Source organism: Salibacterium salarium (genome assembly GCF_030813635.1).
GTDB lineage: Bacteria > Bacillota > Bacilli > Bacillales > Marinococcaceae > Salibacterium > Salibacterium salarium.
Genome location: NZ_JAUSUM010000001.1, coordinates 669930 through 682768 on the forward strand (window position 1 = coordinate 669930; position 12839 = coordinate 682768).

At 36.3% G+C, this 12839-nt stretch carries 17 protein-coding genes; 16 read left to right on the forward strand and 1 reads right to left on the reverse strand.

Annotation, left to right across the window (positions count from 1 at the left end):
* The first annotated feature begins 10 nt into the window (after positions 1-10).
* From pseG to fliD, 14 genes are all read left to right on the forward strand, one after another.
* Positions 11-1048, forward strand: a complete 1038-nt coding sequence (gene pseG / locus J2S78_RS03140; RefSeq protein WP_306896172.1) for a UDP-2,4-diacetamido-2,4,6-trideoxy-beta-L-altropyranose hydrolase — start codon at positions 11-13, stop codon at positions 1046-1048.
* Positions 1049-1070: 22 nt separating this feature from the next.
* Complete coding sequence (locus J2S78_RS03145) at positions 1071-1778, forward strand: 2-phosphosulfolactate phosphatase (RefSeq protein ID WP_306896174.1); 708 nt, start codon at positions 1071-1073, stop codon at positions 1776-1778.
* Entirely contained in the window at positions 1768-2538 is a 771-nt protein-coding gene (locus J2S78_RS03150; protein WP_306896176.1) for a phosphosulfolactate synthase, read from the forward strand. Before J2S78_RS03145 ends, J2S78_RS03150 begins: the two co-directional genes overlap by 11 nt.
* Positions 2535-3767, forward strand: coding sequence for an ATP-grasp domain-containing protein (locus J2S78_RS03155; RefSeq protein WP_306896178.1), 1233 nt, complete (start codon positions 2535-2537; stop codon positions 3765-3767). Before J2S78_RS03150 ends, J2S78_RS03155 begins: the two co-directional genes overlap by 4 nt.
* The gene (gene pseI / locus J2S78_RS03160) at positions 3764-4798 is read left to right on the forward strand and encodes a pseudaminic acid synthase (protein WP_306896180.1); all 1035 of its coding nucleotides are present in this window, start codon (positions 3764-3766) and stop codon (positions 4796-4798) included. Before J2S78_RS03155 ends, pseI begins: the two co-directional genes overlap by 4 nt.
* Complete coding sequence (locus J2S78_RS03165; protein ID WP_306896182.1) at positions 4795-5520, forward strand: cytidylyltransferase domain-containing protein; 726 nt, start codon at positions 4795-4797, stop codon at positions 5518-5520. Before pseI ends, J2S78_RS03165 begins: the two co-directional genes overlap by 4 nt.
* 65 nt (positions 5521-5585) lie before the next feature.
* Entirely contained in the window at positions 5586-6755 is a 1170-nt protein-coding gene (gene pseC / locus J2S78_RS03170; protein WP_306896184.1) for a UDP-4-amino-4,6-dideoxy-N-acetyl-beta-L-altrosamine transaminase, read from the forward strand.
* Between the two features lie 155 nt (positions 6756-6910).
* Positions 6911-7126, forward strand: coding sequence for a hypothetical protein (locus tag J2S78_RS03175; RefSeq protein ID WP_306896186.1), 216 nt, complete (start codon positions 6911-6913; stop codon positions 7124-7126).
* 110 nt (positions 7127-7236) lie between these two features.
* Positions 7237-7668 carry a hypothetical protein gene (locus J2S78_RS03180; protein WP_306896189.1) on the forward strand — a complete coding sequence of 144 codons (432 nt, stop codon included), beginning with the start codon at positions 7237-7239 and terminating at the stop codon, positions 7666-7668.
* 167 nt (positions 7669-7835) lie between these two features.
* Entirely contained in the window at positions 7836-8030 is a 195-nt protein-coding gene (locus J2S78_RS03185) for a YjfB family protein (RefSeq protein WP_306896191.1), read from the forward strand.
* A 113-nt stretch (positions 8031-8143) separates the two neighbouring features.
* The gene (locus J2S78_RS03190) at positions 8144-8515 is read left to right on the forward strand and encodes a flagellar protein FlaG (RefSeq protein WP_306896193.1); all 372 of its coding nucleotides are present in this window, start codon (positions 8144-8146) and stop codon (positions 8513-8515) included.
* Between the two features lie 82 nt (positions 8516-8597).
* Complete coding sequence (locus J2S78_RS03195) at positions 8598-8786, forward strand: hypothetical protein (RefSeq protein ID WP_306896195.1); 189 nt, start codon at positions 8598-8600, stop codon at positions 8784-8786.
* Positions 8787-8791: 5 nt separating this feature from the next.
* The gene (locus J2S78_RS03200) at positions 8792-8947 is read left to right on the forward strand and encodes a hypothetical protein (RefSeq protein ID WP_306896197.1); all 156 of its coding nucleotides are present in this window, start codon (positions 8792-8794) and stop codon (positions 8945-8947) included.
* 95 nt (positions 8948-9042) lie between these two features.
* The gene (gene fliD, locus J2S78_RS03205) at positions 9043-10560 is read left to right on the forward strand and encodes a flagellar filament capping protein FliD (RefSeq protein ID WP_306896199.1); all 1518 of its coding nucleotides are present in this window, start codon (positions 9043-9045) and stop codon (positions 10558-10560) included.
* A 248-nt stretch (positions 10561-10808) separates the two neighbouring features.
* Here fliD and J2S78_RS03210 read toward each other — a convergent pair whose 3' ends face one another.
* Complete coding sequence (locus tag J2S78_RS03210; RefSeq protein WP_306896201.1) at positions 10809-11357, reverse strand: REP-associated tyrosine transposase; 549 nt, start codon at positions 11355-11357, stop codon at positions 10809-10811.
* Between the two features lie 197 nt (positions 11358-11554).
* Here J2S78_RS03210 and J2S78_RS03215 point away from each other — a divergent pair, with 197 nt between their 5' ends.
* Together J2S78_RS03215 and J2S78_RS03220 are read left to right on the forward strand one after the other, a co-directional pair.
* Entirely contained in the window at positions 11555-12214 is a 660-nt protein-coding gene (locus J2S78_RS03215) for a DsbA family protein (protein ID WP_306896203.1), read from the forward strand.
* Complete coding sequence (locus J2S78_RS03220) at positions 12214-12630, forward strand: disulfide oxidoreductase (protein ID WP_306896205.1); 417 nt, start codon at positions 12214-12216, stop codon at positions 12628-12630. Before J2S78_RS03215 ends, J2S78_RS03220 begins: the two co-directional genes overlap by 1 nt.
* Positions 12631-12839: the final 209 nt, after the last annotated feature.

The window sequence follows — 12839 nt, forward strand, 5'->3', positions numbered from 1 at the left end:
GTTAAAAATTTTGAAAAAAAACAGGTTATTAATTAGAGCTGATTCTTCTGAAGTAATTGGCTCAGGACATATTATGAGATGTATAGCTATTGCACAATCTTGGATATTCACCGGAGGGGAAGTAACCTTTTGCTTCAAAGTAATTTCTCAAAAATTAAGAAAAAGATTAATAACAGAAGGTTTCAACGTTTATATGATGTCAGAGTCAGATATCGAGATAGGATCAGTTCAAGATGGTAAGTGTTTGAGATTACTATCTGAAGAATTGAATGCTGATACTGTTATAATAGATGGTTATCACTTTGGTGAGGAGTTTCAGAAAGAACTTACAAAGCTAGAGTCTACATTTATAGTGTTAGATGACTTTGTTCATTCGTCATTCTATTATGCTGATATCGTAATAAACAGAAGTTTGAAGGCATTAGATTATGATTATTCCAACAAGTTGCCGAAAACTCAATTGTTGTTAGGACCAGAATATACTTTTTTAAGAAGAGAATTTAAAAAATACTCTGATTTAAAGAAAAAAATAAGTGAAAATCCCCGAAACATTATGGTGACATTTGGAGGAGCTGATCCACAAAATGCAACTTCCTTAGTTGTTGATTCTTTGAATGTGATTAAAGAATTACGGTTAAACATCAAAATATTAATAGGTAGTGATAATCCTCATTTAAATACTGTTAAGCAAAAATCAGTGTGTAGTCACCACGAAATAGAGATTATTAAAGATCAAAAAGATGTGTCAGTAGTAATGAATTGGGCGGATATGGCAATAACGGCAGGCGGTACTACTATGAATGAATTATTGTTTATGGGTGTCCCTAGTATATCAATTAAAACAGCACCCAACCAAAGAGCCCTACCTCTTTATGATGAAGTATATAATGCCACATGGTACGTAGGTGAAATATCAAATATGTCACATTACATTTTGAGTAATTATACATCAAAACTACTCAAAAATAGAGAAGCTAGAAGATTAATGAGTGATAATGGAATGAAACTAATAAAATATCGTGAATTCAGAGACATTGTTAGAATTTAAACGTGTAGAGGATTATAAACATATGGATATAAAAATATATCAAGGCAATAAACTTAAATTGCCGCAATCTGATATAAATGTTGTTATAGATGTAATCAGAGCATTTACATTTGCTCATATTGCATTCTTGAGAAACGCAAAAAAAATCATATTGTCGTCAAATAAAAGTGATTGTTTTGTAATTAGAAAAAAGTATAAAAATTTGGTTCTTGCAGGCGAAGAACAAGGTATAAGAATAAAAGGTTTTGATTACGGAAACTCTCCAGCCTCCATTATAAATGAAAACTTTCAAAATAAAATCCTGGTCCAGAAAACAACAAATGGAGTAAATGCAGCACTAAACTCATTAAATGCAGATAAGGTTATTACAACAGGTCTTACTAATGTTTCAAACACAATTAAGTATATAAAAAATCACTTAATAAGCTACAATGAAAATGCTAAAGTTAATATTATAGCTTCTCACCCCTCTAGTGATGAGGACTATGCTGTAGCGGAATATATAAAATCTGCGTTAATGAATGAAAATAAAATCAATGCTGTGCAAGTAGTGCAAAGGATTTTAAAATCAGATGCAGCGCAAAAATTTCTTGATACTTCGAAAGAACAATTTGACTACAAAGATTTGGAGATTTGCACAAATGAAATAAATGGTGAAGAATTTGTCATGTTGGTAAATATTTCTGCAAATGTTCCTTTTATTGAAAGGATAAATTTATATGACAGTTAACATTGATATGAATAATAATATGAATATATTACTAGATAATGGCTTACCTACTAGGCTATTTATTGATTATGTGGAAAGCCATTATAATTATATTGATAATGTGAAGTTTGGCTGGGGAACTGCGGTAGTAACTAATGATTTGCAAATTAAAATTTCAACACTTATAGAGTATAATATTGCATTTTTTTTTGGAGGAACACTATTTGAAAAAGCAGTAATAGACGATAAAGTTAGCGATTTCCACAAGTTGTGTGAAGATAATGAATGCCCAATTGTTGAAATTTCGAATGGAACTATAAACCTATCAAATGAAGAAAAAGGGAAATATATAAAAGATTTCAGCAGTGAATTCATAGTTTATAGTGAAGTGGGATATAAAGACTCATGGAAATCTGATTCTCTTTCGAATAATAAATGGTTGGAGTACATTAATCAAGATTTTGACATGGGGGCTTCTAAAGTGATTGTTGAAGCTAGAGAAAGTGGAAACAGTGGGATTTGTAGTGATAATGGAGAAGTTAAAAAGGACACTGTTCAAACGTTGATAGAATCAAATATTGAAATAAATAACTTGATTTTTGAAGCTCCAAATAAGAATTTACAAACCTATTTTATAACTTCAATAAATAATGAAGTGAATCTGTCGAATATAGCGTTTAACGACTTAATTCCCTTAGTTACTTTGAGAATGGGGTTAAGGTCAGACACTTTAAACAGTGATATAAGTTTTATGGACATACAAAAAAGGAGTAGAAAATGAAAAAAATATTAATAGTAGGAGCCGGATATGAACAAATTGATATGATTTCTAAAGCCTTTGATATGGGGCACTACGTAATAGTAGCAGATGCTGATCCGCTGGCTCCGGGTTTTGAGTATGCAAGTGAAAGCCATATCATTAGTACTACAAATAAAGAAGAATTATTAAAGTTGGCATCAGAAAAGCAAATTGATGCTGTATCTTACATGATAACAGAAACACCCATGGAAAGTGTTTTATATATATCAAAGAGTCTAAATTTACCTGGTCCGTCTGAAGAAAGTGTAAAAGCCAGTCAGAATAAGAATGAGATGAGAAGAATGTTTGAAATATCTGAAGTGCCAGGACCCAATTTTCAATTAATTAGTGAACAAGATTCTATTGATTATGATAAATTGACTTTCCCTCTTGTTATAAAACCTTCTGATAAGGCAGGACAAATAGGATTAAATAGAGTTTACGAGCCAAGTCAACTGTCAATAGCAATGGAAAAAGCCTTTAAACATTCCTCAAAGAAAGAAGTAGTGATTGAAGAGTACTTAGAAGGACAGGAATTGAACATAGTTATTTTTGTGCAAAATAACAGAATAGAGTTGCTAACTATTTCTGATAGAGAACGTCATCCAACAAAATCATTTGGAGTAGCATTAAGCCATAGATTTCCCTCAAAATATTATTCTGATACTCTTTATCATGAAATACGTAGTTTATGTGAAAAAATAATAAAGTCATTAAATATCTCTAATGGTATTGTATATCCTCAAATTTTATTAAAAGATAATTGTTTATACGTAATTGAAGTAGGAGAAAGAATTCCTGGTGGAAAAATGAAGGAAGTGTTTAAACTTGCAACTGGGTATGATTTGGTTGAACTTCAGCTAAAATTATCCCTAAATGAAGAAATTGATTTAGAAAAGATAAATCAATTCAAAGTTTACAAATCTGTATTTATAGATTTTTTAACAGCAAAACCAGGGATTTTAGATACTGGAAAAGTTTTGAAGGCAGAAGGGATAGAAGAAGCAAGAAATATTCCAAATGTTATAGAAGCTAATTATTTCGTGAATCCTAACGAGGGATTAGAAATTCGTCCTTTAAATACTGCTTCGGACCGTTTTTTTTATGTAATTACAGCAGGTGACAATATAAATCAAGTAATAGAGGGCAATAAAGAAAGTCAAAATAAAATCTCCTTCGTAGTGGATAAATCAAGCGAGGTGAACAGATGAAATTAATTGCTGAGTTATCAGGAAACCATAACCAGTCTTTACAACGGGCTCTTCAATTAGTGGATGAAGCAGCCAATGCTGGAGTAGATGCAGTTAAGCTTCAAACTTACACTCCAGATACAATGACTCTTGATGTAAATAAGAGTGAATTTATGATTGATAATAAAGACAGTATTTGGTATGGAAGAAATTTATACGATTTATTTGGGGAAGCGTACACGCCATGGGAATGGCATAAACCCATTTTTGATAGGTGCATGGAATTGGGACTTACGGCATTTAGCTCTCCTTTTGATGAATCAGCGGTAGATTTTTTAGAATCATTGGAAGTCCCGGCTTACAAAATAGCTTCATTTGAAATTGTCGACATTCCGCTTATAAAAAAAGTTGGGGAAACAGGGAAACCAGTTATTATGTCGACAGGCATGGCTTCATTATCAGAAATAGAAGAAGCGGTAGAGACAGTGCGTCAAGCGGGATGTAAGGATTTAACATTATTGAAATGTACAAGTACATATCCTGCATCACCAGAAGATAGTAACTTGATTACAATACCGCATATGAAAGAACTTTTTAAATGTAAAGTCGGTTTGTCAGATCACACACTAGGTGTTGGAGTATCGGTGGCTAGCGTTGCATTAGGGGCATCGGTTATTGAAAAGCATTTTACTATTTCACGGGAAGATGGTGGTGTGGATGCTGCTTTTTCTATGGAGCCAGAAGAAATGAGACAATTAGTGAAAGAAGTGGATCGAGCAAATAGCGCTTTAGGGCAAATACAATATGGTCCTGTATCAAAAGAAAAGAAAGCACAGACTCGAAGAAGATCTTTATACATATCAAAAGACATGAAGAAAGGTGATGTATTGTCGGAATTTAATATGAGATCAATTCGTCCTGGACTAGGACTTCCTCCTAAATATTACGATATATTGTTAGGGAAGAAGATTACTAAAAGCGCAACCTTAGGCACCCCGTTAACGTGGGATTATGTTGTGAGTGAGGAAACGGTAAGGAGAGATGAACTGTGAACACAGTTATTATCGTACAAGCGAGGATGGGTTCTTCTCGTTTGCCCGGCAAAGTGTTAAAACCCTTAGGTGATAGCGTAGTTTTAGATTATGTAGTTAAAAGATGCAATAGAATAACTAATGCTGCTAAGGTTGTTGTTGCAACTTCTACTCATGACAGAGATTATGCAATTGTGGAGTGGTGTAGTCGTAACAATGTAGAGTATTTTCGAGGTTCAGAGTTAGATGTTCTTGCCCGCTATTATCAGTGTGCTAAATATTTTGATGCAGATATCGTTGTAAGGGTGACAGCTGATTGCCCTTTTGTAGATTATGAGTTAGCCGATGAGTGTATTAGCAAGATGAAAATAGAAAAAACAGACATTTTGAGAATGACGGGAGAACTACCAAGAGGATTGACAGTTGAAATATTCTCCTTTGAAAGTTTGGAATACATGTATCGATACGGGACTGAATCACACCAAAAGGAACATGTAACATATTACTCTAAGGAATATCCTAGTGAATTTGATATCGATTTTTATAGAGTGCCAAGCGAATTAGAAGAGCCGAGTTTAAGAATAACACTTGATACAGAAGAAGATTATGTATTATGTACAAACTTAGCTAAGCATTTTTATCAAGATATATTTGTCTCCTCAAAAAATGTCGTAAATTATTTAATAGAAAATAGTGAAGTAGCTAATATTAACGCTCATATAACACAAAAAAATGTAAAATAAATTGGTGATTTATAGGCTGAATTCAGTGACAAAGAAATTTAATAAATTATTACGGGGGTTACCCTATGTTGGCTTTGCATAATGGAACACCGGTGCGACAAAACTTGCTTCCATATGGAAAGCAGTGGTTAAATGATGAGGATAAAACCGAGGTTTGGAACATATTAAATAGTTCTATGATTACTCAGGGGAATCAAGTTCCTAAATTTGAAGAACACATAGCGGATCTTACGAAAACCGCTCATGCTGTGGCGTTCTCTAGTGGGACGGCAGCGTTGCATGCTGCCTTTTATGCAGCTGAGCTCAGTGCTGGAGATGACTTTATAACAACTCCAATAACTTTTGCGGCAACAGCTAATGCTGGATTATATGTTGGAGCTACTCCTATATTTGCTGATATTGATGATAGAACTTATAATTTAGATGTTTCAGAGGTGTCACATAAAATAACGAAATCCACAAAAGCTATTGTTTCTGTTGATTTTACTGGACAACCGGCTGATTATGATGGGTTCCGTGAGCTTGCTGATAACCATAACCTTGTTTATATAAGCGATGGTGCCCATTCTCTTGGTGCTTCCTATAAAGATGAACCTGTCGGATCGCAGGCAGATATGACAATGTTTAGTTTTCACCCGGTCAAACCAGTCACAACCGGGGAAGGAGGGGTCATAGTCACGAATAATTCTGTTTATGCTGAACGATTACGCTTGTTTCGATCTCACGGGATAACAAAAGAGAACATTTCAACTAAAGAGCCTTGGTATTACGAAATGAAAGACCTTGGTATGAATTATCGAATGACAGATATTCAAGCAGCTCTTGGAACGAGCCAGTTGAAAAAATTGCCGGATTTTATAGAACGTAGACAAAAGATAGCTCAAGCATATAATGAAGCTTTCTCGAGACTAAAAAACGTAAAGATTCCATATCAATTAAAGAGTACGAAATCTGGCTGGCACCTTTACATTTTAAGGTTGAATCTCAATAACCTTAAAAAAGATAGACGTTTTATTTTTGATGCGTTGCGAGCAGAAAATATTGGAGTTCATGTACATTATATTCCGGTGTATTATCATCCATATTATCAAGAGCTTGGTTATGAAAAAGGAGAATGTCCGATAGCTGAAAAATGGTATGAAGAAGTGCTTACTTTGCCTTTATTTCCTAAAATGACCGATAATGATGTTCATGATGTAGTCCTGGCAGTAACCAAAGTTTTAAATGAAGTATAAATAACGTCAGGAGTGGAATGAAATGGACATAGCTTTTATCCATATAGGTATGATGAAGACTGCTACTACATATATGCAAAATATGGTTGAACGATAATTCTTACTGTTTATCCTGGAAAGGGAACATTCCTTTTCTTCATACATTGAGAGACTCTGTGAAAAAGGATAGTTTGCAGGAAGAGCCCAGCTTAAATACTATAAATGTAGATATCCCTTACCAAGAAGGACAAAAGCTTGTTATAAGCAACGAAGGTTTTTCAACAGCTTATTTAAATGATGCTGCCTTTCAACAAAGGATGCATCAGTTTATCGATTATGCAAGTCGTAGTTTGGTAGATTATCCGGCTCAACGCCAAATGTATTACTGGTAATAAGAGATCCGATTTTATGGATAAAATTTATTTATATTCAATCTATTAAACAAGGATCAAGTGGAAGTGCTCAGGAGTTTATAAAGAATCAATATGGATTTCTTAGGCATTTGTTGGATCCTGAACATATCGTACATTGCTATAAAAGGTATTTTAATAATGTACTGATTATTCCTTATGAACTTTTAAAGACAGATGAGTCCCTCTTTTGGGGTGCGATTGCGGAAAGGTTTCAAGTACCACATCCTGAAGTGACCATAAATCACGCTATTAATACTTCTCTGGATTTGAAAAGGACTTTTTTACTTTCAAAAACTAATAAGATATCGAGCGTGTTATTAAATACATTGTGTGATTCCAAAGACTACACTAACATGCAAGAAAAGAACCAAATCGTAAGTAATTATGGCAATAGTGGAAAATGGGTTCATCGTAGATTTGTTGAATATGCCGCGGCTGAACAGGTTGATGAGATGTATCGATTGCTCGGCATGTCTAAACCCAGAGAAGATTTTTTCGATGTGAAACTCCCTCGTGTTTGAAAAAAATTATTGAAACTAAATACATAGGATTTTTAAGAGAATACGTATTACCAGAATTCCAGGAGTACGCGGACTTTTACGATCAGAATCTGCAACGTCATTTTTCAAATTGAAATCGACAGAACAATTGTCGATATAAATAATAGAATTGTCAGGAGGTGAACTTTATGGATGTTGGTGCGACTTCGATTGCCCTTAGTACGAATACAGCGAAGAGTGAAGCCAGTGTGGAATTGATGAGTAAAGCGAAGGATGTTGCGCAGCAGCAAGGTGATTTTGTTTCAAAAATGATGAATGAAGCTGGGGAAGCGCAGCGTGCGGCACAACCTCATTTGGGTGGAAATATTGATACCAAGCTGTAAATCATGCTATTCTTAAAGACTCGGTTTTTGCCGGGTCTTTTTTTATTTAACATTTTTTCACTATTGCCGATATAATGAAGAGATTAGCTGGAATACAAGGGGAGGGACTCGACGTGATACAAACGTCTACTGAGGGGCAATGGCCTGTACAACGAGGTGCCATTCAGGAATTCCAGACATCCAAGACTTCACATAATTCTGAACGGACGGTTACAGAATCTGCTCAAAAGCATACAGAAAAAGGCCGAGAAGCTCAAGGCAAGCGTGAAGCATTACAACAACAGGGAGAAGAAACGAATAAAGCGTTAGATGTTGATTTTCATAAGTTGAAATTTAATGTTCACGACACGTTAGATCAGATTTTCGTTCAGGTGTTGAATCGAGATACAGATGAAGTCATCCGAGAAATTCCACCTGAAAAATTGCTTGACATGAAAGCTGCGCTATTAAAAATAAGCGGTGTTATTGTAGACGAAGAAGTTTAAGTCCAAGCAGATGTATATTATGTAATGAAAGTATAGGGGGACAGATGGTGATACAAATAATACGTGCAGGTGGGCAAATGATATGGCTGTCTTAAAGGATCTTTTTGTTGTGACGAAACATTTATATGATTATACCGATGTCCCCCCTAAAGATGATGAACGCGAATCGTTTTTAGAAAAAGTAGAAGAATTGCTGGAACAAAGGAAAGATTTGATTGAACAAATCACTCCACCACGCAATGAAGCGGAAAAAAATTATTTGAAGAAATGATGACAATGAATCAAGTTATTCAACAGCGGCTCGAAGGTTCACTCGTTGACTTAAAAAAACAAATGACAGATACCCGAAAAAAAAGACAACATGGCCGTAAATATGAAATGCCCTATGAAAGACGGACATTAGATGGGGTTTTTTTTGATAAGAAAAAATGATAGTACCTTTTTCTTATCAATCTTTTTTGCTGATTGACGATATAAGAATAGAAGTCTTATACGGAAATAAAAGGTAAACGAGAAAGGATGATAATATGGATAGTGGTATGCGCATGACCGGGCTAGCTTCAGGCATGGATATTGATTCTATGGTAACGCAAATGATGAATGCGGAACGTATTAAAGTAGATCGCATGGAACAAGATAAAACTTGGGTAGAATGGCAACGAGAAGATTTGCGTTCAATGAATTCACAATTTCAAAGTTTTAGACCTAGTTCAACAGACGCTATTTTCAGTAAATCCACATTTACTGGTAGTGTGGCGACGAGTGATAATGAAGATGTCGCAACAGCAAGTGCCAGTAGTGATGCGAATGAAGGGACCTATACTATATCTAATATTTCCCAGTTAGCTACAGCTGCTTCAAAAGGTAGTACAGGAGATATTGCTGATGATTTAGCTAGTGATGCTGAATTGCATAATATTAGGGACTTTGATATAGCAGAAAATACTGATTTTACTTTTGAAATTTCAACGGCTGATGGTTCGAAGGAATTTACAATGAATAGTTCAGATTCTATGCAAGATGTGGTTGATAAAGTAAATAATTCTGAACTTGGTTTAAATGCTTTTTATGATGAAGAAACACGACAGTTTTCAATGATGCGTTCAGAAACAGGAGAACTTAGAAATGATGGTTCAGATGAAATAAGCATCGAAACGGATAATGCTGGATTCATTGGATCATTAAATCTAGGTGCTGAGGATGTTCAAAATGCTCAATTTGAACTAAATGGAATGGCAATGGAAAAAGCGTCTAATTCGTTTGAAGTCAATGGTTTAGATATTAACTTGAAAAGTACGTCTGCTAATCCAGTAAATATCGAAGTAGGTCAGGATAAAGCAACAGCGAAAGAAGCTATTATGAATTTTGTCGACGACTATAATGAACTAATTGCTGATGCCAACGAGAAAACAATGGAGACAAGAAACCGAGATTATGAACCATTAACCGATACACAAAAAGATGAAATGAGCGAGAAAGAAATAGAGCAGTGGGAAGAAATGGCTAGAAGCGGAACATTAAGAAATGAAAGAAGTGTCAGCAACGCTTTAACGCAGATGCGTCAAGATTTTTCCGAAAATGTAGACAGCACTAATCAGGATAGCGATATGACGGATATGACGGATATTGGTCTAGAAACGGGAGATTGGCGAACACAAGGATTAATTGAAGTAGATGAGGCTAAACTTGATAAAGCACTGGAGAAGGATGCTGATGCTGTTTATGAAATGTTTAACGCTGATGGAGGAACACATGCGGAACAAGGAATAGCGAGACGTCTGCGTGATACGGTTGGTGATGCCGTCGACAGTATGTCAAGACGTGCAGGAAACGAAAATAGTATTACAGACCAATCGCACACAATGGGGAAAGAAATTGAACGTATCAGTGATCGTATCGAGTCCTTTGAAGAGCGCCTTGCTGATAAGGAACAAAGATATTATGCTGAATTTACTAGAATGGAAACAGCTATTCAACGTAATAATTCTCAAATGCAGCAAATGCAATCTGCCATGGGCGGCATGGGCGGAGGTATGATGGGTTAAAGTTCCTGCCCCCCATCGCGGTACAAGTGGTAAAGGATAGAAGGAAAGAAAAAGCCTCGCCGGTTTGGCGGGGCTTTTTGTGTGAATAGGTGTTATCTGGTTAGGGATTCCCGATGTGATGGTCGTTTTTTTGCATGATGCGTTAAAGCTTCGTTTAAGTGTTCCGCGCGAATAAGAGAACTGGCTTGTAAGTTCAGCTATGGTTCAGGCTTTCCTTGTATCCCTATACTAGTTGCTACTGTTGTCCTTCAAAGAATGTCCTTTATCTTTTGTTTGATAAATTGTTGATAATGAAAAGTTGATGGGGGAGAAAAGGAAGAAAGCGTTCGTGCTGAAGTAATATGGATGTTTGATGATGGGGTAATGAAAGCGTGGTAACTGCTCCAGGGGTAGCGAATAGGATCGCGAACGAGTCCAGCTTTCACAGGATTCAAATGAATATAACGGCTGACTTGAAGAAAATAATCGTTGTCGTTAATTAAGTGACCTCCATACCGTCCTTGGAATAAGTGTCCAGAAAATTGATGTCGTTTATTAAAATAAATCACGTACTTTGCGTGTAGATCTTTCATAATGATGGAAATGGAGTGATCTTGCGTTTCAAGGAGGAGATGGATATGGTTACTCATTAAACAGTAGGCATGTAGGAGGAAGGGGAAATGCATGCGGGTTTCTTCAAGGAGAGTTAAATACATAAAGCAATCGTCGTCATCGTAAAAAATGGACGCACGCCGGTTCCCACGGCTTGTAATATGAAACGTCGCCCCAGGAAACCAAATACGAGGTTTTCGTGCCAAACGTATTCATTCCTTTCTAAAGAGGTTTTTAATAGATTCGCCATCCTGTGACAATCCCCTTCTTTTTTTGCCATTTATTTTAATTTATTCAGAAACACTTTAACACTGCACCGCACTGGGGGTCAGTCCCCCACGAGCATTTTTCTTTCAAATCATGTAAAATAATAGATAAAGGGATTGTTTTGGAGGCGTATAGGATGAAGTCTAAAATACTTGTATTGGTTACGGCGGTTGTTTTTATAGGAATGGGTGTGTTTGTGATTTGGGGAAATGATACGAGCACAACATTTGATGACCGTCCGTCTATTGAAGACCAGCCGACACTAGGGGACGAGACCGCGCCGGTTTCTGTAGTTGAGTTTGGCGATTATAAATGTCCTGCGTGTAAGTCTTGGGGAGAGACGGTGTTTCCGTTACTAGAAGAGACTTACCTCAACTCTAGTGATGATGTGTCATTTACGTATATCAATACGTTGTTTCACGGGGAAGAATCGGAACTTGCCGCGCTTGCGAGTGAATCGGTATGGGAAGAGAATCCGGATTCGTTCTGGACTTTTCACAAGACTATTTTCGACAATCAGCCCGATCAACAAAACCATGATGAGCGTTGGATAACGTCGGAATCATTGGGTGACATGGCGGGTAGTTTGGAAAATGGTCCGGATGCAGAACAGGTTGTGGAAGATGTCGAAAACGGGACTTTTGCCGAAGAAGTAGAGACGGATCAGAATTTGGTGCAGGAGTATGACATAGAATTGACGCCCAGCATCATGGTGAATGGTACATTACTCGAAGATCCGTTTGACTGGGAGGAATTAAGCGCCGAAATCGAAGAAGCATTGGAGGAAGATTCATAATGACGGCTTCTCTACGACCTTATGCTCTCTATGCCGCCTGGCTCGTTTCAGTTGTGGCTACGTTTGGGAGTCTATACTTCAGCGAAGTGCTTGGATATGTTCCATGTGAATTTTGCTGGTATCAGCGGATTGCGATGTATCCGCTTGTGATTTTGTTAGGAATCGCGGCATTTTATAACGATACGAAAATAGTAGGCTATGTTTTACCCCTTTCTATTATAGGCGGTCTCGTATCTATTTATCACTATCTTATGCAGAAAGTTCCTGGATTTGCACCAATCGAGCCATGCGCAGATGGTGTGCCATGTCAGGTACAATACGTGAATGCGTTAGGATTTATAACGATTCCATTTCTCGCCTTTGCAGCATTTATAATCATAACAGCACTGCTTGTCTTCCTTCGTATCAAGCGGTAAATAATATCCTCCGTCTTCTGGTTATGACAACCAGAAGATTTTTTTAATGAATAATCCTCCCCTCGCAACGCAGGCATAGGTGAGTAGCCCTATAATCTATTTGTCCACCTAATTATTCTTTATTAAGAACATAATAATAAAAGGAAAATAGGAAAAAAGTGTAATGGAAAGCTTAAGGGAGAAATAAGAATAAATTATGTTCTTATACA